The 26,324-nt window shown below is 37.8% G+C and carries 24 protein-coding genes and 1 pseudogene; 1 reads left to right on the plus strand and 24 read right to left on the minus strand.

Annotation, left to right across the window (positions count from 1 at the left end; translation table 11 throughout):
• Positions 1 to 36: 36 nt before the first annotated feature.
• The 16 genes and pseudogenes from NSQ57_RS17135 to NSQ57_RS17210 form a co-directional block, all read right to left on the minus strand.
• Positions 37 to 405, minus strand: coding sequence for a hypothetical protein (locus NSQ57_RS17135; RefSeq protein ID WP_029515456.1), 369 nt, complete (start codon positions 403 to 405; stop codon positions 37 to 39).
• A gap of 223 nt (positions 406 to 628) precedes the next feature.
• Positions 629 to 979, minus strand: a pseudogene (locus tag NSQ57_RS17140) (hypothetical protein).
• A 770-nt stretch (positions 980 to 1,749) separates the two neighbouring features.
• Positions 1,750 to 3,471, minus strand: a complete 1,722-nt coding sequence (locus NSQ57_RS17145) for a helix-turn-helix domain-containing protein (protein WP_342425061.1) — start codon at positions 3,469 to 3,471, stop codon at positions 1,750 to 1,752.
• Positions 3,472 to 3,580: 109 nt separating this feature from the next.
• Complete coding sequence (locus tag NSQ57_RS17150) at positions 3,581 to 4,357, minus strand: (2Fe-2S)-binding protein (RefSeq protein ID WP_029515459.1); 777 nt, start codon at positions 4,355 to 4,357, stop codon at positions 3,581 to 3,583.
• A gap of 1 nt (position 4,358) precedes the next feature.
• Positions 4,359 to 5,399: an iron-siderophore ABC transporter substrate-binding protein gene (locus tag NSQ57_RS17155; protein WP_342425062.1), complete on the minus strand. Its 1,041-nt coding sequence runs from the start codon at positions 5,397 to 5,399 to the stop codon at positions 4,359 to 4,361.
• A 619-nt stretch (positions 5,400 to 6,018) separates the two neighbouring features.
• Positions 6,019 to 6,519: a hypothetical protein gene (locus NSQ57_RS17160; RefSeq protein ID WP_016821718.1), complete on the minus strand. Its 501-nt coding sequence runs from the start codon at positions 6,517 to 6,519 to the stop codon at positions 6,019 to 6,021.
• 213 nt (positions 6,520 to 6,732) lie between these two features.
• The gene (locus tag NSQ57_RS17165) at positions 6,733 to 8,136 is read right to left on the minus strand and encodes a caspase family protein (RefSeq protein ID WP_342425063.1); all 1,404 of its coding nucleotides are present in this window, start codon (positions 8,134 to 8,136) and stop codon (positions 6,733 to 6,735) included.
• A gap of 250 nt (positions 8,137 to 8,386) precedes the next feature.
• Positions 8,387 to 8,779, minus strand: coding sequence for a hypothetical protein (locus tag NSQ57_RS17170; RefSeq protein WP_342425064.1), 393 nt, complete (start codon positions 8,777 to 8,779; stop codon positions 8,387 to 8,389).
• Positions 8,780 to 8,965: 186 nt separating this feature from the next.
• A complete protein-coding gene (locus tag NSQ57_RS17175; RefSeq protein WP_340932774.1) occupies positions 8,966 to 9,625 on the minus strand; it encodes a hypothetical protein in 660 nt (219 codons plus the stop codon).
• 281 nt (positions 9,626 to 9,906) lie between these two features.
• A complete protein-coding gene (locus NSQ57_RS17180) occupies positions 9,907 to 10,716 on the minus strand; it encodes a class I SAM-dependent methyltransferase (RefSeq protein WP_340932776.1) in 810 nt (269 codons plus the stop codon).
• Positions 10,717 to 10,922: 206 nt separating this feature from the next.
• Complete coding sequence (locus tag NSQ57_RS17185; RefSeq protein WP_040103232.1) at positions 10,923 to 11,294, minus strand: hypothetical protein; 372 nt, start codon at positions 11,292 to 11,294, stop codon at positions 10,923 to 10,925.
• Positions 11,295 to 11,487: 193 nt separating this feature from the next.
• Entirely contained in the window at positions 11,488 to 12,114 is a 627-nt protein-coding gene (locus NSQ57_RS17190; protein ID WP_340932780.1) for a hypothetical protein, read from the minus strand.
• 177 nt (positions 12,115 to 12,291) lie between these two features.
• Complete coding sequence (locus NSQ57_RS17195; protein WP_340932781.1) at positions 12,292 to 12,780, minus strand: hypothetical protein; 489 nt, start codon at positions 12,778 to 12,780, stop codon at positions 12,292 to 12,294.
• A gap of 1,215 nt (positions 12,781 to 13,995) precedes the next feature.
• Complete coding sequence (locus tag NSQ57_RS17200) at positions 13,996 to 14,982, minus strand: hypothetical protein (protein WP_340932783.1); 987 nt, start codon at positions 14,980 to 14,982, stop codon at positions 13,996 to 13,998.
• Entirely contained in the window at positions 14,969 to 16,492 is a 1,524-nt protein-coding gene (locus tag NSQ57_RS17205) for an AAA family ATPase (protein WP_340932785.1), read from the minus strand. The genes NSQ57_RS17200 and NSQ57_RS17205 overlap by 14 nt, the downstream gene beginning before the upstream one ends.
• A gap of 359 nt (positions 16,493 to 16,851) precedes the next feature.
• Positions 16,852 to 17,055, minus strand: a complete 204-nt coding sequence (locus tag NSQ57_RS17210; protein WP_010345194.1) for a helix-turn-helix transcriptional regulator — start codon at positions 17,053 to 17,055, stop codon at positions 16,852 to 16,854.
• 171 nt (positions 17,056 to 17,226) lie between these two features.
• Here NSQ57_RS17210 and NSQ57_RS17215 point away from each other — a divergent pair, with 171 nt between their 5' ends.
• A complete protein-coding gene (locus tag NSQ57_RS17215) occupies positions 17,227 to 17,514 on the plus strand; it encodes a hypothetical protein (RefSeq protein WP_028542323.1) in 288 nt (95 codons plus the stop codon).
• 157 nt (positions 17,515 to 17,671) lie between these two features.
• Here NSQ57_RS17215 and NSQ57_RS17220 read toward each other — a convergent pair whose 3' ends face one another.
• From NSQ57_RS17220 to NSQ57_RS17255, 8 genes are all read right to left on the minus strand, one after another.
• Positions 17,672 to 18,253, minus strand: coding sequence for a hypothetical protein (locus NSQ57_RS17220; protein WP_340932788.1), 582 nt, complete (start codon positions 18,251 to 18,253; stop codon positions 17,672 to 17,674).
• A 171-nt stretch (positions 18,254 to 18,424) separates the two neighbouring features.
• A complete protein-coding gene (locus tag NSQ57_RS17225; protein ID WP_340932789.1) occupies positions 18,425 to 19,420 on the minus strand; it encodes a hypothetical protein in 996 nt (331 codons plus the stop codon).
• A gap of 43 nt (positions 19,421 to 19,463) precedes the next feature.
• Positions 19,464 to 19,589: a hypothetical protein gene (locus NSQ57_RS17230; protein WP_340932791.1), complete on the minus strand. Its 126-nt coding sequence runs from the start codon at positions 19,587 to 19,589 to the stop codon at positions 19,464 to 19,466.
• A 37-nt stretch (positions 19,590 to 19,626) separates the two neighbouring features.
• Complete coding sequence (locus NSQ57_RS17235; protein ID WP_231517242.1) at positions 19,627 to 19,755, minus strand: tyrosine-type recombinase/integrase; 129 nt, start codon at positions 19,753 to 19,755, stop codon at positions 19,627 to 19,629.
• A 363-nt stretch (positions 19,756 to 20,118) separates the two neighbouring features.
• Positions 20,119 to 20,499, minus strand: coding sequence for an immunity 22 family protein (locus NSQ57_RS17240; protein WP_340932795.1), 381 nt, complete (start codon positions 20,497 to 20,499; stop codon positions 20,119 to 20,121).
• A 157-nt stretch (positions 20,500 to 20,656) separates the two neighbouring features.
• The gene (locus NSQ57_RS17245; RefSeq protein ID WP_342425065.1) at positions 20,657 to 22,720 is read right to left on the minus strand and encodes a methyl-accepting chemotaxis protein; all 2,064 of its coding nucleotides are present in this window, start codon (positions 22,718 to 22,720) and stop codon (positions 20,657 to 20,659) included.
• Between the two features lie 284 nt (positions 22,721 to 23,004).
• A complete protein-coding gene (locus NSQ57_RS17250; RefSeq protein ID WP_165149793.1) occupies positions 23,005 to 23,544 on the minus strand; it encodes a CueP family metal-binding protein in 540 nt (179 codons plus the stop codon).
• Between the two features lie 229 nt (positions 23,545 to 23,773).
• Complete coding sequence (locus NSQ57_RS17255) at positions 23,774 to 26,161, minus strand: polyprenyl synthetase family protein (RefSeq protein WP_342425066.1); 2,388 nt, start codon at positions 26,159 to 26,161, stop codon at positions 23,774 to 23,776.
• Between the last annotated feature and the right edge of the window lie 163 nt (positions 26,162 to 26,324).

Genomic DNA, 26,324 nt, shown 5'->3' on the forward strand with positions numbered 1-26,324 from the left:
GCGATGTTATATGAGGTCAGCTTTTCTTCGAGTCAACTAATAATTATGCTTCCTTGCTAGTTTCCACTTCATAAATAAATTTATATCACTTATAGCATCTAATATTATTCCTTTATGTTCTATATTATTTTTTAATTCTTTCAAAATGATTGGTTTTACTAGTCTTTTATCTAACTGTTTTTTAGTTCTTGCTATATGTGCTAATCCCAATACAGAATTCGCTCTTACATTTGGATTATCATGTTGCGCTGATTTAAGACATATATCTTGAGCAAACTTCCAATTGTGATGATACATTCCAACTGAAAGTGGTAAATATATAAGTTTTTCTACTTCTCGGCGAGTTAAAATATCTTTTATTTCCTGATCTGTGTATTCTTCGATATGCTTGTAAATTCGCTTCATAGTACTTGCTCCTAAATATAGCCTTTTTATTCCTAGCTGATCTCACATAACGTTTCTGTATTCAAGACGTCCGGCGTATGCCGAATATGTTCGGCTGATTCTACTTCATGGCTTCTCAACTTCTGCCGAACCGAGGAGCGAATGCGACGATGCTTGGATGTGATGTTATACAGAGGTACCATGAATTCATTGAATCTACTTAGAAATCCTGTTTAATTCACCATCACCATTCTCTCCATTCTTCTGTAATATCTTGATCCTCCTCAATTTCTAATCCAGCTAGTCTTGCTGCCTTATCTATAAATTCAGCCAGTTCTTCACGTTCCATCGTTTCAATAAAATAGTGTTCTTTTCATTCAATTCATTAAATGTAATTACAATTTCTTCTACAGCCTTCATAATACTTTCAGGATGTTTAGTTTCTTGTAATAATATTAATTGGTTTAGATAGTTATCAAGGACTTTATCACACATTAATAATCTCTCTTCTGTAAAAAGGTCATCTCCGTATTCAACCATTCTTTTGTTTTTACAATTGAGTTGGTTTTTCATTAAATAGGTCCTGTAATGTCATTGGGCACATCCCTCATTTTCTTGTTTTGTTTTAATAGATTTTTAAAATTGTTGCATAGTATTTCGCATATGAGTTTGCTTACTAACTTGCTTTTCACTTCACTTATCTTATTTTTTCTTTAATTCATCTTTTTTCATCTGTTAGCACACTTAAAGAAAGACCAATTACGGTCAACATCTGGTCATTACAATTGGCTTGGAGGGTTTATTCCCTTCTAAGTCTCAGATAATAAAAACCCACCTTCGGCTCTTAACCTTTAGGTGATTTTTTACCTTCTCTTGTTGTTATAGATGTATGTTAAAAATGCAAGAATAGATGTCCACAATAGTAACATTAGAGTCACCGCATCTTTTACATCCATGGTCTCACTTTTCGAAGGAAAACCATGCCCACCCAAGAGTCATTGTATCTATATTTTACCTGTATTTGCGAATGCAAACAAGTGTTCTCATTTATTTTCTTGCATTTTTCTTTTATTCTACTTGTTATCCATCATTTCTAGCATATAACGTTTCTGTGTTCACGATGTTCCTCTGGCTTATGCGAACGAAATGAGCGGCCGCCGTGCGTATGTGTCCGCCTGCCCCTCCCTGGCAATCCTCTTTGCCGGACCGAGGAACCGCCAGGTTCCGATGCGTGGATATGATGTTATCTGATGGATTGGCCATAAAAAAACAGTTCAACTTTCCCTCTATGACATAAGGCAAAGATGAACTGTCTTTAGTTCCTGTTAAAATCTCTATGCGCACAAGTAGTAACTTCTTCTCCCATCAAGCCAACAAAGCCTGAGCGATCTGATCCACAATGCCATTGATGCCTGTGGGTCCATAACAGCCGATCCATGTCGCGGCATCGACCGAGTGTATGTGCTGGCGCTCAACGGTATCAAGCATTCCCCAGACACGTTGCTCTGTCGCGGATATTCCCTCCTGCATGAGTTCATGGCTAAGCAAGAAGTAATGGCTGGCATGTACAGCCGGTAGTCTGTCAACTGAGATGTGATAGGCCGTGTCGGAGGTATCTGCCACAAATAACGGAACAGGCAGACCTAGATCATGGTACAGCACAGCCCCTGTACGATGAGAGGCAGAATGCACGCGAACCAGAGAATCCAGCGGACGGATCAGTGCCACGCTCTTGCCTGCCAGAACGCGAGCAAGTTCTTCGGACAGCAATGTGGTTCGTCGGTGATAATTCGCTATAATACGCTTTGCCTCTTCTCGTTTGCCTGTCAATTCACCGAACAGAGTCAGAATAGTCTGCCAGTTTTCATTGCGCTTAAACATGAGAACTGGAGCGATCCGGCTTAACTGTTCATAGTGCGGCTCATGTACCTCGGTGCAAATAATTAGATCCGGAGACAGTCGCTCCACTGCAAGCAGGTCGGGGTACTCATATGTTCCGAGTAATTCAGTATTCTGAAGTCCTGCCCTGATCGTTTGAGGGAAATGTAACACTGCATTGCCTAGTCCTACACTACCTGCTGGAGAGAGCCCCAGCGCAAGCAAATGATCGGCATATTGCACATCGAGTACAGCGATACGCTTCGGAGATCCGATAACATAGTATTCCCCTCGCATATGGCATATCACCGAGCCTTGGGCCGACTCATATGAAGAAGCTGTGCGGTTCCGCTGCAAGGAATGGGCATAGTCTATATCTGTTTTCGAAGCGGCATCAAGCCTATAACGCAGCGGAGGGACGCCATAATATTTCTTAAACGCCCTACTGAAATAATACATGTCGCGATAGCCCATTCTGTCAGCAATTTCACCGATGGGAGCATCCGTGTGACGCAGCATCCGCGATGCACTCTCCATGCGCAACTGAATGACATACTCAGTCAGTCCGAGCTGCTTCTCTTGTTTGAATCGTCGCTGCAGCTGTCTTAAGCTGCAGCCAGCAAGGGCTGCCAGCTCTTTAAGCTCCAGATTCTGGCGATAATGCGACGCTATATATGAAGCGATAACATTCACCATGTCAGACGCTTCTCCTCCCTGATCACGTTCGTAATCCATGATCAGTTCGTAGATCATGCCCTGAAGCAACGCATTGGCATGAAAACGTTCCATCCCTTCGCCACGACGCCATTTGGCAACGATTTTTTCTGCATTCTCGATCCATTCTGCTTGGGTTACCGAATTTTGCACAAATGAAGTGCGCAACGGATGTTTTCGATATGAAGGCAAAACAAGAGAGGCTCCCTCCATAGAAGAAGCCTTGTACATGATCACGATATAATAAATGTCGTCTGATCTGGCCGTCAGCGTTAAGGATGTCCCCTTAACAACATGACCAGCAAAAGAAGCTCCAATGTGGCAAACCTCACCATTCATTGCAAGCTCCCCTTCCCCTCCGTATGCCAGCAACAACACATTCGAAGTTAATTCCGTTTCGCGAAGAACACTGCCTGTCTGCAAAGTACCGCTATACTCGTCAAGCATCTTGATCGTTGTATCACTCCATAGACTTGTCTGTTCTTGTAGCGGCATTTCTCTCATCTCCTGACAATAGCATCCTTTGCTAGAGTGACTCGCATGGCTGGGCTTAACCAATTAACTACAACCAGGCCTGTTAGCAAAAGTAAAATTGTTGCTGTTGTCATTTTAATTGAGATTTATTCTCATTGTCAATTTTCGGACATTTTCTGCAATATTCCCCTGACATCTGGTAATAAAAACAACAGGTGGTACGCTTGCTTTTCACGGCTGGAAAGCTGTCCTTATTTTTTGTGAACCGGGTGAACGGATTTCTTTTTACACCGAACAAATGCCCAGGCGCTCCTTGCGTCAGATATGAAAAATCTGCCTGGATGTGCTGACTTTCTTGCTCAGCATTGTCTACTTCAGGAGTATATAATGGGACAATGCGTATCATGATATTCTCCCAAAGGATACTCATCGAAAGAGGAGCAATCGCAGCAAGCGTCTTTAACAGCGGTGCAAGGTGTAACGCAAACATCTCCTTTACCACCTTTTCCCGCCACACTTCCCTGTCTCCAGTTAGTGCTTCTGCCCGAAGCCCGTTCATAGCTAGAAAAGGAAAATGCGTCCCCCCCTCATTAGCTGTGAGAGTCGGATGATAGAGAAAGCTGTTGTCTAGCCGAAAAGAAACATGCTGATGATGAACGGTCATCGCGGTCAGCAACGGAGCAATCCACAGGTAGCCGATTCGCTTAGCTAACATCGAAGCAGCTACCCTCATGTCAGGCGCACCAATATACTCTTGAAGCCAGCTTAAATACTCTCGGCATGCAGCTTCTTCATGTAGTTGACTCAAAGCAATAATACGGACATTATCTTCAGACGGCTCACCAAGCCGAATCGAGTGTTCTTCCACCGTTTGCTGCCATAAGTCAGTCGATAGATAATGGTCCATTTTAATTCGATCCCAACAGTGCTTCCGATGCCTGATCTACAATAATATTAATTGCAAGTGGGCCATAATAAGCGATCCAAAGTGTAGAATTAACATCATATGCACGGTTATTTTTGACTGCATCAAGGGATTTCCATACTGAACTGCTATCCAAAGCCTCTGCCTCTGCCGCAAACAACTCATCAGACAGAACAAAATAATGATCTGCACCAATCTCAGGAACTTTCTCCATCGAGATTTCAACGGAGGTATCATCTTTGATCTTCTGGACTAATGCAGGCATTTTTAAGCCCAAATCCTCATACAGAATGCCGCCTGTTCGATGCTCAAGACCATGAACACGAATGCCTTCTTTTCTCGGACGAATAAGTGCTACCGTTTCCTCTCCCAACTTCTCCGACAGCTTCTCCTTCAGTCCTGCAATTTTGTCCTCATAAGCCTTACGCACAGTTTCTGCCTCTGCCTGCTTACCTGTGATCGCAGCCACCGTAGCTAACGTATCTCGCCAATCCTCGTAGAAGTCAAGTACGATTGTGGGTGCTATTTTGCTTACACTCTCATACTCTTTCTCTTGAAAATCAGTCATTAAAATAAGATCCGGGTCCAATGCTACAATCGCTTCCAGATTGGGCTTGTCCCGTGTACCTAAAACCTGTACGTCACCCGGCTTATCGCCTAAATATTCCGGAAATGTGGTATTGCCTTCAGCGATAACACTGCCTGCCGGCTGCTCGCCAACGGCTAGCAATTGATCCAGAAATTTGACATCAAGCACAGCAATTTTCTTTGGTTTCTCGTTAAGCGTATACTGACCCTTCATATGCGAGATCGTAACCGGGAAGGCTCCGGCAGTCTGAGACGCTCCATTCGAAGGCGTGTCCGTTGGAGTTGTAGCAGACTCATTGCCGCCATTTGTACCTGCTCCGGCACCGCAAGCCGTCAGTACAAGAACAAGGGCCAGCATCCAGCCCATTAAAAATCGTGATTTATGGTGAGCATGTGCCATGCTTCCGGCAGCTTGCCTCTTTGTTCCTTTATTCATGGTGAATCCTCCTTATGTATGATAATGATTTTCATTATCGAAATATAAGGCGAGTATAATATATCTCCACATCGCGTTACCATGTACTTTTGCGACATTTCAGCCGGACTAATGCGACATGTAAACCGCTATATCTTCATTTACAATTCTATCAGCTCTTTTACTAATTACTGCATAATCATCGTCTAATGTATCAAGCCAACAAAACCAAGAATCTCCCATTTTTTCTTTTCATTGATTTCTACCTCTTGCGTCAATGTACATTCCATATCCATTTGTTCCATTGAAACTACAACAGAGGTTTGTATGATAAATTTGTGGTACTCTTCATTAAATTCTGAATGTGGGACTCATAAAATGTTCCTTTGGATTCATAAGCCATTTTCGGTGAAACATCTATCTTTAATACCCTTTCATCCGCAGATATTTCTAAAACATTTTGCTTTCTCCTTTTATCAAGTATTTCCTATAACGTCCTTGTATTTATGCACCCGTTAGGGGGTGTCTGCTGAAATAATTTCTCTCCAACACTCTTCTATCAGACCCAGGCTCCAAAGGAGCCGCAGCTTGAATATTATGTTATGTGATGCCACATCTTCTTCGAACTTTCTACCTACAATTATTTATGGATTTGAACTTTGATTTTAGATATTTGTTTATCTATTAAATTATAGATTTTTTCGATTTCATCTTCTTTGATCTTATTTTTTACCAATTCATTTTTAATTTCTTGTTGAAGTTCAATTAACGCTTTAAGTTTCAATGTTATATACCAGCCTGTCCATTCCGTAACTAGGCTATCGTCAAAGCATTCGCCATCGGTATAAAAGAACATTCTATAATAACCTATTCTCTTTTTTTTGTAGTAAATGTCTAACGTAGATATAACCTGCTGGGAATAGTGACTGTCTGCAATCTGATAATCGGAATGAAAAATAGTTTTATACTCAATTGTATCTATTGAAGGCTTAATATCTTCTAGATTCAATTCATCAAAAAACAAACTAATTTCTTCTGGACATTCTTTCATGTAGTTATTGAATGTTACCCAAAAACCTTCTAAGGTCCTATCCATAATTTTATGTGTATCAATCCAGCTCTCTAGCGCTAAATTATCCAATTGAATCATCCATCCTTTAAAATCTTATGTGATTTCACATAACATTTCTGTATTTATGAACCTCTAAGGGGTTGTCTGCTGAAATTCCTCCCCTAAATCCATCCGCAGACCAAGGCTCCAAAGGAGCCGCTGCTTGAATATTATGTTATACGACGAAATTACTTCTTCGATTAGGCTTTATTTATATTTTTTCAACGCTCTAACCTATTTAACTTAATCATGTTTATTCGAGGGATTTTGTACTTCCAAGCGTGCTTGTATACTGCTTTTAATATATTCAAAAAATTCATTATTGATTTTCTTAATTCTTTTCATTCCTTCACTTTTATTGGCATATCTCAAATCGAAATACTTCCATTTACTTTTATCACCATAATCATATATTTCCCATCCAGTTTCATGATACGTGATGAATTTATAAAAAACGGTAATCTTATAACGTGAAATTAAAAAAACTACATTACATTGGTAAGGGAAAGTTGCCGGATAACTTGGATTTAATTTTATTTTAAGAGAGTCAAAAGTAGTATTCAGCCTTGTAAAAATACCTTTAAACTCAACTTTTGGCTTAAACAATGGGATGAGATTCCCATAAATATTGTTACTATTACTGATCTCTTCTTTCTCTACTTCAATAAAATAATCATTAGGCTTTTCATCAATCCACCTAGCTACTGAATCTATGTCTAAAATTTCTGTATAATTTGATACTTCAATAACATCTAAAGAAAATATCTCTGCAAGAAAGTCAATATTAATTATTTCAGCAAATGCTTCTTTCATCTCACTTAAAATCTTATCAATCTCATCTTTAGATGAATATGATTTAGATAATCTTTTAATTGCTTCAGTCAATGAAGTTTCTTCTTTTTTATAATCAAGAATTTGTTTTTCATATTTTTTTATATCAATATTTTTTATGATATCTGTAATATTACAAAAAATATCACTCATAGTGCCTTGAGTAACAAAATAAGGAGTTTGTTTACTTGACTGAGCAAATTTATCTTTAATGTATTCTATAATGCTTGCATAGCTGATTTCATTTCCTTTGTAATTTAAGATGGCTTCGGCAAAACTTTTTGTAAAATGACTAATCGTATCTACATAGGAAGACTGATGGCTATGAGAAGAGAACATAAAATACAAATTACTAATTGCTTTTTCTTGTTCGAAGATTTGAGTAACCTCTAAATCTCCTTTGATATAGGGTATTCCGGAATTACATGCATCAACTACTTTTACAGTTAATTTTGGATCAACTCCTCTAATCTGTTGATCAATAAAATTATTTGAAAGAGTAGTTGTATTATATTTTTCTTTTGAATAGTCTGTTAGAACAAATCTAAGATCCTCTTCTTCCCCATCATAAGTTCCATGTCCAGTGTAGTAAAAGAAGAGTTCCCCAATCTCTTCCTCCTTTATACCAGAGAAGAAACTCGTTAAACTTTCTTTTACATTCAGAGAATCGGTTTTTTCATATATTTCTAAAACATCTGTGTATTTATTTGTTGCCTTTAAAATATCTGATATAAGTTTATAATCATTTTTACAACCTGGTAGTGGCGTGATATTTTCGTAATCTGATACTGCTATTACTATAGCTACATTTTTCATGATGTAATTCTCCCTTTCTTTAACTTTGATTCTGTCGTATAACGTTTCTGTATTCACGAACCCGAGAACCTTGAGCCCCAACGGGGCGGCCGCGACGCGGTTAGGTTCGCAGGTTTTGTCCGCCTAGATCCAAATTCCTCGGGAGGACCAAGGAGCCGTCAGGTTCCGCAGCGTGAATAAGATGTTATGTGATGTCGACAACTTCCTTAAATTAGCTAAATGCCTAGTACTGAAATATAATTTTTGGATTTCAATCGCTCTTTAATCCATGTTTGAATTCGTTAATTAATTTCCTCAGTTTTTCAATGTTATTTTCATAGTCTTTTATAAATTCATCTTCACTACATCCAAAGAAAAAGCCAATATGCTCTTTAAGTGTATTCATTTCGGGTTGTCCTTCAAGAAGATTTATTACTCTTTCTAATCTCCCTAGGATTCTCCCCCAAATTTCCTTTTGAATCTCATTAAAAGCATAGAGATCATAAGTAGTATATTCATTTTCAATTGATTTCTCTATAAAACCAAATACTTCTTCGGTCAAAAAGATTGAAGTATCATTCCAACATTGACCAAGATATCTACCCGGCAAAATTTCAATATAACAAGTGCCTTCAAGTTCTTCTTTATTTCTTATTATCTTCATTGTGCTTACCTCTTAAATAATATCGTCGATTTCACATAACGTTTGTGTATCTACGAACCCTCACCACCTTAAGGACCGTAGGTCCGGCCGCGATGCGGTTAGGTGGTGCAGGGTTGTCTGGTGAATAGGCTTCCTCAAAATCCCTCTTGCAGACCAAGGCCGACAGGACGCAGCGTATATACGATGTTAACTAATGTTCCGGCCTCCTTCGAAATAATCAATACTCTGGTCTTTAAATAGTTCTTTCAATTCCCTTGATGTTTCACTAACAAAGATCTTAATAATTTCTGCTTTAAAATAGATAGGTGCTATATGAGGTTCATTCTTTAGATTTTGCAGCCATCTCACCTTATTATCCCTATACTGATTGACTTCAAGCTGCGTAATGTAAGGATTTATTGTATATCCCTTGGCTTTTAAGAGTTTTGTAAACAGTTTTTCAGTACTTCCCATTGATCTTAAGAGATCAAATTCTACTTGGCTAACTTCAAGGTTATATGTCTTTCTAATATCATTCTTTTCGCCTCTGTAGTTTTTCTCAAAATCGAAATAGACGGTATCTGTCCACCTTAAATCTGTATAAATATGTGAAAAGTAACCTATAACAAAGTCCTTCCATTCTGGCCCCGCTTGCTTCAGTAAATATTCCTTGCACTTCTCCATGATCAATTCCTTGGCTGGTAATTTATCGTTATGTACGAGATGAGTCACACCTTTTTCTTCCCTGGATACCTTCCCTCTCATATGAATCGCATCCGGAGCAATACTGCCTAACAAAAAATTGGGTGAGGGGTCATTAATAGAAAGGTTTTCTGAAATTGCAAAGTGTACCATAGGCCAAGGCAAATTAATTCCTCCTTTGATATTTCCTTCAATCATGAACTTGTCGGAATTTCAGTTAACGTTCAGGCATTCACGAACCCTCACTGCCTTAAGCGACCAACGGGAGCGGCCGCGATGCGGTTAGGCAGTGCAGGGTTGTCCGCCTGTTAATCTTCCCTGAAAATCCTCGGGCGGACCAAGGGGTGCGACAGCGACCCGCAGCGCGAATGTTTTGTTATCGGATGTCAATACCTTCCTCGAACCTCTAAAAATCTTGGAGTCAGTTTCGCTTTTGTTTCTATATCTTATAGTTTTCTTGCCTTTATCACAAAAGTTACTGGAAGCATCTTTGCTCTCTTTGCCATATCGCTGTTATCATCCCGCAATTGCATAAACTCATAATCAGATTCCTCAATCATTAGCTCAATTACAAACCCAGCTTTTGCAAGCGCGTTTACATAAGTTGACAGCATACGGTCCGCTAACAATAGCTCACCTTCATCAACTACCGGATACCAACCTTCATTAAAGTAACTCTTATTAATTACAAACCTATCATTTTCTGTAGTGACCCATCTGTGTATAGGGTGAGACCAACTGAAAATAAATAGCCCGTCTTTTTTAAGGTAAGAAGATATTCGTCGAAAGGTACCCTCAAGATTGGTGGTCCAACCTATGGCATAAATTGAATAAACATAGTCAAAATAATCCGTCGGGATGCCGCATTCTTCTTCCATGGGAGAACATATCAATTTTGCTGCTATTCCACATGACTTCAAATGTTGCGCTGCCTTTTCAATTTGTCTTTCTGAAATATCCACAGCCCATAGTTCAGATGCGTTTCGTTCCCCTTGATATTGCAAGGATTGACCATTTCCGTAGCCGATCTCCAGCAGTTTTTTTCCTGAGATATCACCAAAGAGCTGGCACTTTTCTTCTGAGATAAATGCTCCATAATAAGGGAGCACGATTGCTTTTAAGAAGTCATTGCCTTTGGTATCCCAATATAGGCTGTTTGTTTTATGAACAACATTCTTTTTTAAGTCTTCCGAGCTGCCGACACCATTTTCCCCATCAACAATAATGCTTCTTCTATTTAATGAATTCTTGTCCATGAAGGCACCTTCTCTTAGTAGATATTTATATTTGAGCATTTCAGATTTGCATTAATTTCCGATAACGTTTCTGTATTCATGAACCCCGAAGGGGTTGTCTGCTGAAATGCCTCTCCGAAATCCTTTCACAGACCCAGGCTCCAACGGAGCCGCTGCTTGAATATTATGTTATGTGTAGTTATCACTCCATTGATTGACACCCTAGTTTACGCCTTCCAACCCATCTCTTTATACAATCTTCTAATCTGTTTTATAAAACTATCATCTTCCCTTCCCTTATTTATAATCTCTTCATCGGTGGTTACAGCCCATCTAAAAATTTGTTCAATACTCCCGTAACTACGTTTAAATCCTTTGGCCAACTTCAGTATGTTTTCTTTAGTTGCGGCAAATGATAATACTACTCTTAACTCTTCATCTGTCCAAGGTCTCCCCTTATTTTCTGTACTATACGCTTGTTTTTTCTCATATTCAAAAATCAATAATTTCGTTTTGTGGATTACCTGGTCTGTTGTTAGTTCTTCAATTCCTTCATTAAGTAATTCAATTAATCTATCTTTATATTCTTTCTTTTTCATAGATTTCCCCTCCATGATCTTTTCAATAATTACACATAACGTTCCTGTATTCACGGCTCAGCGTATGCTGAGTGTCCGGCGTATGCCGGACCAAGGACGAATGTCCGCAGCGTGAATATTATGTTATAGGATGTATCCGACTTCTTCGATAATGCTAATCTATTCAATCAATCAAATGAAAGTATAGAAATACTTACTTCTTAACAACTGAAAGTTGTAATATTTCCAGATCACTTCTTAATGCCCTTTCAACAAATTCTGGTCTTGTATCTCCATCAAATGTTGTAATCACACGTTTTACGAAATAATCTGCTAAATCATACTCTTTGTACTTTTCATCATTTAATATTTTATTCCCACTACATACACTTACTGTTCTCTTACTTCTATCGTACTTATAAGGTGCTATTTTCATTACTTTAGGATTCGGCGTTATTTTTCTCATTTTTTCAATTTGTTCTTTCAATCCTTTTGATTCTAATTTACTGTTTGATTCTTTCATCAATTTTGCTTGAATAAGAATTGCTTTCTTTATTCTTTTTGCCGGATTCTCTTTATCCACTATTTCAGCTACGATTGATAAGTCAGCTCCATACTTAGACTCAGCAGAATTCTTCCCTCTATCATCTATATTCGCTCCAAAGAACTCTATTTTGTAGTTATCATCATTTATCACAGTCCCTCGTAGATTGCTTAGTAATGTCGAGGTGTAATGTGATTCTTGGTTATTTTGTTCAGGTAATGTCTTTAGAATAGCATTGTTAACATAATCCTTAAGTGTTTTTCTTATGTATTCAGGGAAACTAAATGCATGTTTCATAAGTTCTCCTCCATAATCTTGCTTTTTATTATAAATATAAATTTTTAGATATGGATATTTCCTATAACGTTCTTGTATTCATGACCCAGCGCATGCTGGGTGTCCGGCGACTGCCGGACCGAGGACGAATGTCCGATGCATGAATATTATGTTATCTGCTGTTTCTCACTTCTTTGACTAAACAGTAAGCAAGTCTTTTAACGACCATTCATTATCATTTCCGTCTTTTGAAACAAACCAAATATGAGTGTATTTTTCTGGCTTGTATATTGCATTTTTATTTCTAAGAAAATCACTCATTCCGAATATAGGAGAAGCGTTCCTAATTAAAAGCGCTATTGGATATGCAGCATCATACTTCTCTATCTTTTTTTCCTTCTGTTTCAGTAGTTCATTAAGAACCTGCATATAGCTTGCTGAATTTTCTAATCCATGCATTTCCTCAGCCGATCTTCCAAATAACATTTTAGCTTCGTCGGCATCGTAGAATAGGTGAGTTACTTCTAGAGCTACTAATCCATCTTTTATGCTCTTTAAGATATAATCTGGACGCTCACGTCTCTCTATTACTTCTAAGTGATCTTCGCGATTTAAATTATATAAATCTACAAAGATGCCAACGGCAGCTTCTTCTAAGGCAGATTTTTCATCATCATGATTTTTCATTACTTCTCCCTCCCTAAATATATTTGAGAAATTGCAGATAACGTTCCTGTATTCACGACGTCCGACAAAGTCGGATGTGTCTGCTGAAATACATCTTCGAAATCCATCCAGCAGACCAAGGGTCCTTCAGGAACCGCCGCTTGAATATTATGTTATAGGATGTCATTGTCGCCTTCGAGCCGCATTTCAAGATTTTCTACTTTATTAATGCAATTATCTACTCTGTCTCCAAATTGTATGATCAGTAATTCAATCTCTCTCTTTAAGTAATTAGAATAATCATGAGCAATTTGATCTATGTCTTTGTGGTTTAGCAAGTTATCCCTTATTTGATTTAATAATCTTTCTAGAACTAAAAGATTGTGTGCTAGACTATCTTCATCATTAAGGCTTACAGTTAATCTTTCATTATATACCTTTTCTATTTTGAGTATATTTTTGTTTACTTTCTTGACTATATTTAGATGATGTTTTTTCATTTTCTTTTCTATAGGTTTGTACTTCGATTTTTTTGGTTTAAGGTCTGAACCTTGACTAACCTTATCCTTTAGAACCTGTCTTATCCGTTAAACCCTGATGTTCTAAAAAAGATTTTTCTAATTTAAGATACTTATTAGTAAATTCAAATCCGTCTTGTTGAATAGGTGCTTTCTTAGCGGAATCAGTTCTCCCCGTTAAAACTTGAAGGAAAAGAACCGTGGAGTACAAAGTATTCGTATCTACATTTATTGTGAAGTTGCTTGAATAAGCTGATAGTAAACTTTTCAAGGACCTATATTGTTCTTTTCTTCTATAAAATAAATTTCCAGTTTTGTTTTGCATGGTTGTCAAATATATACCGATAATAAAAAGAAGTAGAGCATAAAAAAAACTTAATACAAATGTTAAGATATTCAACTCATTCGATTTCAAAGTATCGTTAAGACTAATGTACAAATAAATGCATGCAAGAGTAACAACAAGAATTAAAGAAAAAACTATGATCTTATAATACCTTTCATGTTTTGAAAAAATGTAAAATCGCATTATCTCTTTTCATCCTCTACAATGATTTCCTATAACGTTCCTGTATTCATGAACCCCGAAGGGGTTGTCTGCTGAAATGCTTCCCTGAAATCCTTCTCGCAGACCAAGGCTCCAAAGGAGCCGCTGCTTGAATACTATGTTATACGACGGAATTGCTTCTCGAATTAACTCTTGTGTCTAAGATCTTAACTACTTATTTGACTCATACTTACAAACATCATTAAAAACACTTAGAGTAAGAAAAGTTAAGGGGTTCTTCTTTACTTGTAAATATTTCTTTAATAAGTCTGTATCAATTTCTTGTTTTTTATCTTTTGTAATTAATCCAAAAATAAAATTAGAATTTGAATAAACTAAATCAAACACATCTTTTTTAGAATACTTAGGCTCTAGTCTTAATGTTTTGATATAATTATCGACTTTCAACTCTCCAGCTCCATCTAGAGTTACTTTCTTTTCTGAAAAATCAATACCAAATTTAATAAGTTCCCCAATTTGAATATTGTAAGGTGAATAAATAGGTGCATAATATTTAGTATGCTTTCCATATATACCGTTACAGCCATAGCAGGAACTCATTAAATTGTTGGGGTGCATACTAACAAACGGGTAATCTGATTTTGGTATAAAATGTTCAATAACTATGTTCCCATCAGAAATAATTGTATCCACATCGCAATATGGACATATATAGATATTGTTTTCACCTTTGAAATTCTCATGAAATATCTGCCTTGAAAAGGTGCTTGAATGGGAATCGATTATTCCCCAAATTTTGGCGTTATCAAATAGCTTTTGATAGAATACCTCAATAAAAATATCTTTTAATACCGGGTCTATATCTTCTTTCACTAAATTGAAATCAAAATTATCAAGCTGAGTATTTTGCTTTTTAAAAATTTCGAATTGTTTTCTTAAGTATCTCACTTTTTTTGTGTTAATTAATTCCTCTAAATAATATTTTATATAAAATTTATTAAATTTTAAATTTATTACATATTTTAAAACAGCATAGTAGTTTTTTTTACTGTGTTTTTGATCGAGATAATTTTCAAAAGACTGAAATAATTGTTTTTTCGTAGCGTATTTAACTAGAGTAGATAAAAATGGGGAACAGATATTATCTTGAAACAACTTCAATTTTGCTTCATTTTTGAAGTTACTAACTTTCCACATTAATCTCACCTAATTCAAGCAATTTTTTAAAAACCATTACCTTTAAAAAAGATTCCCCCATTGCTCCAAAAAATGCTTTCAAAGACGCCGTATCCTCTTCTTTTACTGCTTGAATAACTACTTCTTCAAATCTATTTTCCATTTGCTCATTGTCTACAAGTTTATCTAATATTACTCTCTCATCTGCAAGAAAAGTATTAAACTCAGGTGTCTTTATTTCATCATCTTCCAAAATTCTTATTTGTTCTGAAAATAGGCTATTAATAAAGCTATAATTGTGACTACTTATAAGTAAATGACAATCGTATTCCTTTAATAAAATTGATAGGATAGGTAGTAGATGCTTATTCCACGAATAGTTCAAATGTAATTCTGGCTCTTCAATGATTAAAATGCAATTGTTCTTTATATGTGTTAATAAAAAAAAGAGCCGACCAAACAAAAGCTTTTCTCCTGTACTCATATTTTTTATCTTATATTCTTCACCCTCATTTCGTTTGATAATTACATCATTAAAATACAAATGCTTATGTTTCAAAAGAATATAAATTAACTCCATGATATAATCTTTATGAAAGTGTTCAAAATTAAAAATGACATTGAATCCATCTACGTCCATTTCGTTTCCGAAAACTTCAAAAAATTCTCCTGTGATAAAATCTTCATTGTTAAAGTCACGAAATGCTTTGGGATATTTCTGCTTTATTTTTATTAGATCTTCGAAATACGGAATATCTGATTTCTTTATGAGAAACTTACCGTAATCTTCTACGTAACAATATCCCAATTCCTCATAAAATCCATCGTGTATATTTTCTCCTGATTCGAATTTGTAGAAAGTCGGATGTGAGTACCTAGCAAAGATCTTATTCACAAAGCTAATGTTCATTTTTTTAAATATGTAGTTCAATTGTTGATTCTGGAAATACATATTAATAAATTTAAAAATACCTTCTGAAAAGTCCATTCCGTAAGTATTTTTATAGTAAAGTTTGCTATTTATTTTTAGCAGTTTAGTAGCTAATAGATTGATCGGATATTCTAGTTCGTATTCACTATCAAAGCCAGAAACTATCACTCGTCTAGGTATAAAATCTAATATTTCATGAAATTTCTTTGTTTTTTCAGTATAGTCAGAAGGAACTTTTTCTTTATTATAATAATCTTGTCCTTTCCTTCTTCCTCTCTCGGGTAATACAAATGTTCCTTCATCATCTATCCTCATATATACAACTTCCTCATACCTTTGAATACTCACTTGATGATCATTAATTTCATAGTTAAGCTTAAAATCTGTAGGTATTTTAGACTGAGACCGCTCTAAGTTTCTAAAAATATTAGCAATAAGACTTAATATCGTCGTTTTCCCAGTGCCATTCAGGCCTATGAAAGCAGTAATACTAGCATTTTTATATAACATCTTTTCTATCTCACTTTGTGACTCCCAAAAAACAATTTCTTTTCTCTTGAATTTTTTATAATTTTCTATATATAAACTTATTAATTTCATAAATCCTCCTACTTATGAATTCAAGCTTTCACATTATTTTTTATTCATCGGTTTACCTAAAATGTATCTGCTAATGCTCCAACAGCAATGGAGATTCAAATTTTAAAGATATTCTATAACTCTTTATTGAACTGCAAAATCCCAACATTTAAAAAGTCTTATCATCCTTTTTTCTATTATTATTGATTCTGTCGTATAACGTTCCTGTATTCAAGACCCCCGAAGGGTTGTCTGCTGAAATGCTTCCCTGAAATCCTTCTAGCAGACCAAGGCTCCGAAAGGAGCCGCTGCTTGAATAGTATGTTATATGACGGAATCACTTCTTCGATTAACCAACAGTCATTCTTGATTCTAATCAGTCATTGTTCTGCTATATGTTCCAATAAATCTCCTGGCTGACAACCTAAAGCCGCACATAATTTATCAATCACTTCTAATGACACATATTCGTTCGTATTGAGTTTCGCCATTGTAGCAGACGAAATACCTGTCATTTTCAATAAATCCTGCTTCTTAATCTCCCTGTCGATCAATAATTTTTGAAAAGGTTTATAACTAATCATCTGATATTCCTTTCACACATCAAGTGAATTTTTCTTTAATTATATGAAAGTATATTTTCTTTATCAAAAACATCTTCAACATGTATTGACTTAATTATTTTACATGTTAAAATTATATTCAATAAGTTGAACTTTAATTCATAAAGTCAAATAAATTGGATGGTGTTCAGAATGCATAATTCTTTGGAAGTCTTACTTGATTCACTGATTCAGACTCGAATTGAATCTTTATATGGCGAGCTTATCAAAAACAACTCCAGCTACAACCAGTTCTCATCCGAACGGAATCTCTACTTCAAGCAGTTACATGAAGGAGTACCGGAGAATATTCAGAAGATCCTATTCCTTTACGATGATGCTGAGCTTTCTGTTCAAGCTATTTTAGAACGTGAAATTTATTTGCAAGGTTTTAAGGACGCTCTTCATCTGCATAACGAATTACATATATCTTTAGATTGAGAGCCTTCAGGCTCTTTTTCATTTTGATTCTGTCATATAAAGTTTTGCCCATTCACGAACTCCGTCAGGAGTTATCTGCCACGATTTTTCGGCAGATCAAGGAACATATTAACGGTGCGTGAATGGAATGTTATGCGGAGTCCTTGTCGTCACTGAATTATTTACTGACCTCCTTAGTTTTCTCGTTCGCAACAATTGCTTCAGCCTTATAATCCATCATTGTTCTCAAGTGTTTTTTATAGGCTGAAAATGTTGAATAAATATAGTAAACGTAAAATACTGGGATACCGATACCCAGATACATTAACAAGTCACCAAGTAACAATTCTGTCGAAAAAAGATTGATTTTGTTATTAATGCTGGAGTTATTATTTGTATAAAGACCTAAGATAAATATTATAATGGGTATGGGTGAGAACGTCTTTAACAGATCTAATTTTGTTTTAGTTATTTCAACAAAAGTCCCTGACCACACTGCATACATCTCTAACCTTGCATAAGATAATTTTTCTTTTTTAGTTTTATAAATCAAGTTCATGTGTCTAGAAAACTCAATAATTTCTTTATAATCCTTATAACATATACCAATTATTATGATCGAATAAATTAACCAAAAATAAAACGAAAACATAAATTTTGATACATCAGGAAAAAAAGTTTTTCCCAAATATGAAACTATAATCATTAGAATAATCTTAGATATAAAGGAATAAATAGATCGTTTTAAGTGATAGTTCAATTGTTTGTCTCCTTTTACAATAATTTCGTATAACATTCTCGTATTCATGAACCCCAAAGGGGTTGTCTGCTGAAATCCCTCCCCGAAATCCATCTTGTAGACCAAGGCTCCATTAGGAGCCGCAGCTTGAAAATAATGTTATATGGTATAGGCCACTTCCTCGAAAGCATGCTATATTATTTCATAAATCTTCAAACTTCTAATCTTTGAATCTAGATACCTACTTGTTCCTAGTGACTCTGAATATATGGTTTCAATGCAGTGCTCAATAATTTTGTCTTTTACTCCTGTAAAATTCATAATTACTTTAGGATTCACATCAATCTTAAGCATCTCGGTAATTGCATATTTTATAATTCCTGTAAGTCCACCTCTCCCTGTTATTTCCTTCAATAAAGTTACTCTTGAGCTTGTTTTTTCTGGTAAATCGCTCCCATCAAATTGTATTAATAATTTCGTGGAAATTGACTTACTGTCACGTATATAAATATATTCATTAAGTTGTCCTACAAGTTGCTCTGGAAGATGTATAGAAAATTCGTTAATTGTTATTATCCCAATATTCTCTTTATACGAGGTTCTAGGTAAATCAATAATTTCTCTATATGCAATTCCAGTAAATATAGTTAACTTATAAATTATTGCAGACAATAGTTTATTAAAACTAATTGAATCAGATTCTGCATACCTTGATACATCCTGTATGACGCTATTACATTCATTAATTAAATCTATAATCTCTTCTTCAGTGAATCGGCTTGACTTCCCAGATTCTTTAAGGATTGGGTGATCAGAAACTGCTTTATTTATTGAATACCTAAATGAATCAATTTTATGCGCAGGTAAACCAATAGCCTTTAACAGAGGCTCATTCTTAACATGCCCTACAGTCATTATGTATACAAAAAATTCCTTTACCACTGAAACAAACCTCTGAACAGTTGATACAGAGGTTACGTTGTTTTTCGTGATATAATAATTAATACAATCAATTATTATATCAGTTGAAATTCCCCTTAAATATTCGTTAATATTTTTTTCTGTTACATCTTTACTTTCAAGAAAATCATGAAATACACCTAAATCCTTATAATATCCAACGACATTCCTTGATTGTTCATTTTGCTTTGCTTGAATGAACTCATCAATTAAATCTTTTAGCTTCATTTAAATTCCCCCACAAGAGTAATAGAACTTCTAATTATTCGGGTTATGTCATATAACGTCTTAAATCCTGCACTTTCCCCCTTATTCTCGCACTTTCTGCGTTTCTATCCTCCAGCCCGCTCATCCGGTCCAACGGACTTTGATTCCCCCCAATGTCCCGTCTGCTCACATGTGTATACCGCTCCTCGTTCGCACACTCTGATGCCCTAGCAGTTCCTGAATATATAGTGAAGATCGATCCTATTCTCCAGTAAGTGGGTCGCAAAGCAATGCCTTAGCGAATGGATACTCACCTGTTTGCGAATGTCCGCTTCAACCAGCGCTTTTTCAAACACTTTCTGCGCTGAACGTTCCGTCAGGTGGCGGCCTTCTCTCTGCCCTGGAAATAGTCAGTCTTCTAGCTGTCCAACCCTTATGTACTGCTCGGCCACCGCAAAGGCCACTTTGGAGAGCAGCGTTTGCCGAACCTTCCTGCTTCATCCCGATAGAGTAGGTTTATCTTCATCTCACTTATCTCCTTAGTATATCAGCCGTTCAAAAATTTGGAAATCTAATTTCGCACAAAAAAAGGGCCTTAAGATGGAAATTCACCTTAAGGCCCTGATTCTTTCGGATCAAATTATTGATCCTTTAAGTTCAATTTTCATTATCATAATTACTTGGAATGAGACTCCGAAGACAAAAGAATAGTGTAACCGTTAATCTTTTGAATAAGGATATGCGGCTAAAAAGCGTAGTTCCTCGCCATTTTTTTCAGATAAACCGCTTGTATTACAATCATATATAAAGAACAACGAATTATATTTACCATCTACTTTACTTAAGTCATTTAATAGTGGAGATAAAAAAGAATCAACATAGGAAACATCTTTTATACCATCATCTGACCCATCAACCAGAAAGACTCCTTCAGCAAAATCTTCGTCAAAATCATCTATTTTATGATCATTTAAAAAACCGCTAAAAATATTCTCATTCTCATCTTCCGGGTATTTGATCTCAACATATTCAAACAACTCATCTTCAGAGGCAAAGTGACCGTACCAGACGGACACCATATTTTTTTCAAAGCAATTCATATCTTCACCCCGCTAATATTTCAGTTTATACGTATGGTCTATCTGTATCCCGCACCAGCTACCATGCCCTCTACCCCACAACAGCTGTTGAAGCTAAAAAGCCCGCTGAACGCGGGCTTTGCTGTATATTTAGCCAATATCATGCCTAGTAGACTTGTTACTCAACCTTAAACTGCTTTAATTCGTCTTGCAGCTTAGTGGACAATTGGTTTAATTGTTTGGATAGATCAGCAACCTGTTCGAAGCTCTCCAATTGTTCCTGCGTGCTAGCGCTGACCTCTTCGGTTGAAGCGGAATTCTCTTCGGTGGTGGAAGAGATGATCTCCAGCGCCTGCAAAATCTCATCTTTGTGCTTGTGGACTTTGGAGGTGTTGGTGCTGATCTGGATCATTCGTAATTTCAAATCTTCCAAATCCTTGTTAATGCTAAAGAACACCTGCTTCGTGTCCTCTACCGATCTGGCATTTTCTTCTGCAATTTTCAGACCATGAACGGTATGCTCAACCGATACACTGGTTTTTTCTTCAATCACACGGACCTTCTTGTAGATTTCCTGTGTCGCTAGTGCCGTCTGCTCAGCCAGCTTGCGAACCTCCCCGGCAACCACAGCAAACCCTTTGCCCTGTTCTCCTGCACGCGCAGCTTCAATAGAAGCATTGAGCGCCAGTAGGTTGGTCTGTGTTGCAATTTGGTTGACCGTATCCACAATGCCTGAAATCTCATGACGGCTCAGATCGATATCCTGAATGATAGCCGACATCGCTTGGGTGGAGTTATGATTTTCTTCCGCCCATTTGGATAGCTGATCAACTACTGCAAGCCCTTGTCCGCTTTGTTCGGCAGAGGTTTGCACCATCGTTTCGATGGTTTTGGCATCATTGGCAATTTCGTCAATTTGGCCGGATAAGGCTCCAGTTTTTTGTAAAATGTTATCCGTTTCGATGGATTGGTAGTTCGTTGCATTGGCTATTTCATTAATTGCTGTCGCCGTATCGTTCATCGTGATTGCGGTTCTGGAAGAAATGGATTGCAAATCATTTGAAGACTGATTCAAGACTTGAGCTGAGCCGCCTACCATTTGGAGCATGCCTTGAATTTTTTGAACCATATTGTGAACCCCTTGAGAAATTTGCCCGATTTCGTTATGGGAATTCGTATCAAACGGAACGGTCAAATCTCCATTTTCAATCAGCTTGATTTTGGCAAGCAATTTCGGAATGGATCTCAACAGGTAACGGAGCGTTATATAACAGATTACAACCAACAGAATAGTGGCTGCGGCAAAACCGCCAATCGTAATCCAGGTAAAGGTTCTTAATTCTGAGAGCGCCTCTTGTTCAGAAATGGTTAAGCCTACGGACCATCCTGTATCTTTGCTGGTTGCATACCCAATGTAGCGACGTTCGCCATTATCATTAATGAGCTGTACTCCAGACTCGCCAGCAATCATTTTCTTACTGATCTCGCCAAGATCACCTGTGCTTTCGTTAATCTTTTCTTTCAGCACTTTATTTTGATCAGGGTGATACAAAATATCACCTGTTTTGGATGCAAGAATCGAATAACCTGTGCTTCCAAGCGAATAGCTTTGCATAACGGCGGGGATGTCTTTGAATGCAATATCCACAGCTGCAAAGCCGATTAATTGGTTGCTGCTATCTTTGATCGGATAGAAGATGCCCATGACCACATTCCCTGTATTGACGTCCTTATAGGGTTCTGAGTAGTACAAACCGTCTGCTTCAACAGCTGGCTTGAAGTACGGACGCGAATGGATATCGAAATCCGGCTTGGAAGCAGCACCATCGTTCTGAAGAAAGAAGCCTTTACCATGTATTCCTGCAATCCAGGCGTCGGCAAAAGATGGCTCTTCCTTGACAATCGCTGCCAGAGTCGCTTGAGTTGCCGCAGCATGTGGAGAAGTTTTCGCCATCTCTGCTGATTCGGTGGTTTCTATATATTGTCTAAACAAAGTGTTGGTTGACATTTGCTTGACTAGCGAACCCTTTTCCTTAAACAACGCATCGAATTGACTAACGGTGGCCTGCGTCTTGGTCTGGAGCATGGCCTCTTGCTGCTTGACAAGTATGCTTCGCGTGCTTGCAAACATGAACGTCCCCAAGATTGCAAAGACGACAACGATAATAACTAACAAGACCATGGCCAATGTGTTCGCGATGCTGGATGATCTGGATACGCGCTTCTTCATATTTTGTGACATGCTGCCATCTCCCCGAGGAATATTGAGCGAAAAGCTCTTAGATAATATGTCGGAAGTTTGCAGCTATTTCAATAGGTTTTTAGTATATACAATTTAAAGTTTCGCTATCTGATTCCTCATAGATTCCCACCTAACCTGTTCCGCAACTCCAGCAAAAGATTAGGGCAGCACAAAGAGCCTCCGTCAGACGTAGGCTCTTTACTAAAAGCTATGTATGAACGCAGGGTTATGTGGACTTAAAGTGTACGAGCGATCAGTAAGCTCAACCCCATTATTCTCTATCATTAGCCTAGCTGCATCGTTGTGATACACGTATCGTTTTTCTCATATGTAGAGAATTCAGTTTCAGCCGTTTTACCTTCATGATTGACGCTAATGCGGTAGGTTTTATCCCTCGGCAGCCATAGATCAATAAAACCATTGGGTTGTGATTTCATGGCAGCATTCTCCATGATGACATTCCCTTCGGAGTCGTGAACGGTCACATTGAATTCTCCGTTTTTTATTTCGCCTTGGCAGCCGGTTAGACTATGAGTTGCACAAGGGTGGGTCTCTTCTACATATGGCGCAATCGAAACAAAAAACTCGTTGTCAGGCAAATTATAAGTTATGGGTTGGGCATTGTCTCCATTAACAATTAACTGACTGGAATTAATGGAAGCGGATTGACCTGTTCCCTTGCCTGCGCTGAAATCATGCACCAATTGCTTGATATCTGTTGTCCCGAGCTTGTCCGCTCCTTCTTTCTGCATATTTCCTGCAATCAGGTACGTGCCCAATGCCGCAACAACCAACCCTGAAGCGACCAAGATTCCTTTTTTCATCTGGAGTTCATCTCCTTGTCCGTTTTTAAACATTATAATGTAGAACGCGCCGTAACGGACAAAATACGGTACTGAAGTCACCAGATATTCACATCTTTGCTTGTTTATCCAGACGTATCTGCGTTACATTAGATGATCACCAAAGAGGGGCAAGGAAGTATGAGCAACTCTACTGTCTCAACGTACAAACACCCCACCACTCCTATGGAGCTATGGGGCACAATTCTTTTTAACGATCCCGGTTCACAATATAATTCATTAAGTGCTTCAGAAAAGCGATATTGCGTGGCACCTCTTTTAATGCTTCCATGGCAAGGCAGTAGTGCTCCCACATTTCTTTACTGGCACCTTCGTAACCAAGGATGGACACGAAATTCGAGTTATTGTTATCTGAATCCTGACCCACAGGTTTTCCAAGTAACAGCGTATCTCCTTCCACATCAAGCAAATCATCTTTAATCTGAAAAGCAATTCCCATATGATAGGCAAATTTCTGCAAAGCAGCAATCTCCAGCTCCTCGGCCTGTGCGAGCATGGCTGGCATAACGAGACAAGCCTCGAACGCCACTCCTGTTTTGTAAAAGCACATCATATTCAGCTGTTCCAATGTCAAAGCCTTTCCTTTGGAATCCAGATCCATCGCCTGCCCCATACACATATCCTCTGCCTTACGAGCCGAATATTGTATCAAGGCAAGTACAGTCTCAGCATTGAATTGGTTCAGTGACGATTGTTCCCCGATAGCCTTCTGGATCAGATATAGTCCGGTTAATTCCGCAGTAGCGCTATTGTGCACCTGATGTAATGTCTGACGCCCTCTACGGGTAGACGCGTTATCCTGGGAAGGCAAATCATCAAAAATCAGGGAGGCTGTATGCATATATTCCAATGATCTTAGAAGAGGCACGATTGCCGAAGCGTCTAAGCCATATTCATTCACACCCATGACCCAGGTCAATATAGGACGTATCCTTTTCCCATCCCCCTCAAGACTATAATTGGCAGCATCAATAAGATGTTCTTTCATGGCCTCGATCCCAGAAGGCTTGGTAATTTTCAATTGGTTGTTAATCTGGTCACGGACTGTTTTGACCATATTCATAAAGTCTTCTTTTTCCCTTGAATCGTTTTTCAGATGGGTAATCATCTGGTCCCGAAGCAGCTTATCGAAGAAATCTACATCCTCTGCTTTGCCTACCATCTTCTGAATGAGACGATTAAATTCAGGATTTCCAGATGCAAAAATCTCCATTATTTCATTGTACTTTTCTGCACCTACCCGTTCTTTATAACGTTTGAGTCCATTTATTGCACGGTCCAGTATCACCTCGCGAGCCATAGCATCCGAGTCATATACGTTATGGATCAAATTCGAAATGACCGCCCAGTATAGTTCGAAGGGATTGATCAAATCCGATCTTTGATGATGATATTTTAAATAATAGGTATAGGGTGTTACCGCACCGTCCCTCATATCGTCGGCCATATCTGCAAAATCATCAGCAAGCTGGTTATAGATACCATAATAGAATGTTCGTTGCTCAAACCCTCCATCCTCAGGAGCACTAATCACGGAACGGACAATCAAACGGGAAGAAGCAGATTTTAAAATAACGGGTATATAAAGCTCTTCATTGGTGTAATTAGCTCGTGTTAGATCCTTATCCCGGTCGATATCTTGAGAATGAAAGAAAACATAGGACTGCTCGAAAAAGGTTTGCTGTGTGTCTGGCCGCTGATGTGCCTTAATATACTCAAAAGCATCCGAGAGCTCCGAATGGATATAGCGAATGAACTTCATATGATCGCCGGACCAGTCGCCCAGTTCTGGCACAGATCCGGTAAGAAGCGCGGTACGTATCATATGGGAATATTGTTCTTTCTCTTGAACGGTCAACAGCTGAGAATCGAGCAGATCATCAATAAAAGGATAAGTCAACCCATAGGAATACCCAAGCCTGATGGCTTTATCCAGTCTGCGCGAACGTTCAACAGGTGACACGGCTTCGTCCATTTCTTCCATCACATGCAGAATAACCCCAATGATGATTTTAATCAGTTTGCGCTGGGCATGCTCTGCATCCATTTCCTCAGGAATATGAGAAGCTACAGAGTTAAGCTTGTTGATTAGCCAGATTACAGTGGTTTCGATCCCTTCCTTTTGAGACCACCGATACACCCCGGCTAAATTCATAAACTCCGCTTGATCTCTCCTGTTAGCATGGGTGGGTTGAAGCAAATATCTTTTTACGTCAGCAATGACGCGCTGAATCCGGGTCTGTGTGTCGACAGAATCTAGAGCCTTGCCTAGATCCCTCATGTAAATATAAGAGACACTCCGCTTCAGATAATCATCCAGTTTCCCTGTGTAACTCAGCCATTGAATATATCTGTAGTCATCCCGGGTATCCGGCTTTCTCTTATTCCGCGAAAAGAAGGATAACCATGAAGAAGAATGGATATGATTCCTTTTCCATATATGGATATCTTCTGTAAGAGAGGTCACATAAGTTTTATTCTTGACCTGATTATAGAGTGATGCAAAATACTGAAGCGCCTTCTGTTCAGCCAGCTGATATCCTGTATCGGCTTGAAATTTTTCATTCATATGATGCATTACCTCAACTTCTCATTTTGTTAAACATGGTTGCATTTCTCCCTGAGGGAACGAATTTGGATCATGTTTTTATCTTTATACGGAATAAAGTCTGTGAAGTTACGAATAGATTATATCCTTCTATATATATGCTACAATTTCAGAGTAGAACGAAAATAATGAT

The organism is Paenibacillus sp. FSL L8-0502 (assembly GCF_038593055.1).
Classification (GTDB): Bacteria; Bacillota; Bacilli; order Paenibacillales; family Paenibacillaceae; genus Paenibacillus; species Paenibacillus polymyxa_D.

What these genes read in the sequence shown, in the direction of transcription:
- NSQ57_RS17135 (WP_029515456.1), bottom strand. Translation starts at nt 405, where the DNA reads ATGAAGCGAATTTACAAGCATATCGAAGAATACACAGATCAGGAAATA.
- NSQ57_RS17145 (WP_342425061.1), bottom strand. Translation starts at nt 3,471, where the DNA reads ATGCCGCTACAAGAACAGACAAGTCTATGGAGTGATACAACGATCAAG.
- NSQ57_RS17150 (WP_029515459.1), bottom strand. Translation starts at nt 4,357, where the DNA reads ATGGACCATTATCTATCGACTGACTTATGGCAGCAAACGGTGGAAGAA.
- NSQ57_RS17155 (WP_342425062.1), bottom strand. Translation starts at nt 5,399, where the DNA reads ATGAATAAAGGAACAAAGAGGCAAGCTGCCGGAAGCATGGCACATGCT.
- NSQ57_RS17165 (WP_342425063.1), bottom strand. Translation starts at nt 8,136, where the DNA reads ATGAAAAATGTAGCTATAGTAATAGCAGTATCAGATTACGAAAATATC.
- NSQ57_RS17170 (WP_342425064.1), bottom strand. Translation starts at nt 8,779, where the DNA reads ATGAAGATAATAAGAAATAAAGAAGAACTTGAAGGCACTTGTTATATT.
- NSQ57_RS17180 (WP_340932776.1), bottom strand. Translation starts at nt 10,716, where the DNA reads ATGGACAAGAATTCATTAAATAGAAGAAGCATTATTGTTGATGGGGAA.
- NSQ57_RS17185 (WP_040103232.1), bottom strand. Translation starts at nt 11,294, where the DNA reads ATGAAAAAGAAAGAATATAAAGATAGATTAATTGAATTACTTAATGAA.
- NSQ57_RS17190 (WP_340932780.1), bottom strand. Translation starts at nt 12,114, where the DNA reads ATGAAACATGCATTTAGTTTCCCTGAATACATAAGAAAAACACTTAAG.
- NSQ57_RS17195 (WP_340932781.1), bottom strand. Translation starts at nt 12,780, where the DNA reads ATGAAAAATCATGATGATGAAAAATCTGCCTTAGAAGAAGCTGCCGTT.
- NSQ57_RS17200 (WP_340932783.1), bottom strand. Translation starts at nt 14,982, where the DNA reads ATGTGGAAAGTTAGTAACTTCAAAAATGAAGCAAAATTGAAGTTGTTT.
- NSQ57_RS17205 (WP_340932785.1), bottom strand. Translation starts at nt 16,492, where the DNA reads ATGAAATTAATAAGTTTATATATAGAAAATTATAAAAAATTCAAGAGA.
- NSQ57_RS17210 (WP_010345194.1), bottom strand. Translation starts at nt 17,055, where the DNA reads ATGATTAGTTATAAACCTTTTCAAAAATTATTGATCGACAGGGAGATT.
- NSQ57_RS17215 (WP_028542323.1), top strand. Translation starts at nt 17,227, where the DNA reads ATGCATAATTCTTTGGAAGTCTTACTTGATTCACTGATTCAGACTCGA.
- NSQ57_RS17225 (WP_340932789.1), bottom strand. Translation starts at nt 19,420, where the DNA reads ATGAAGCTAAAAGATTTAATTGATGAGTTCATTCAAGCAAAGCAAAAT.
- NSQ57_RS17240 (WP_340932795.1), bottom strand. Translation starts at nt 20,499, where the DNA reads ATGAATTGCTTTGAAAAAAATATGGTGTCCGTCTGGTACGGTCACTTT.
- NSQ57_RS17245 (WP_342425065.1), bottom strand. Translation starts at nt 22,720, where the DNA reads ATGTCACAAAATATGAAGAAGCGCGTATCCAGATCATCCAGCATCGCG.
- NSQ57_RS17250 (WP_165149793.1), bottom strand. Translation starts at nt 23,544, where the DNA reads ATGAAAAAAGGAATCTTGGTCGCTTCAGGGTTGGTTGTTGCGGCATTG.
- NSQ57_RS17255 (WP_342425066.1), bottom strand. Translation starts at nt 26,161, where the DNA reads ATGCATCATATGAATGAAAAATTTCAAGCCGATACAGGATATCAGCTG.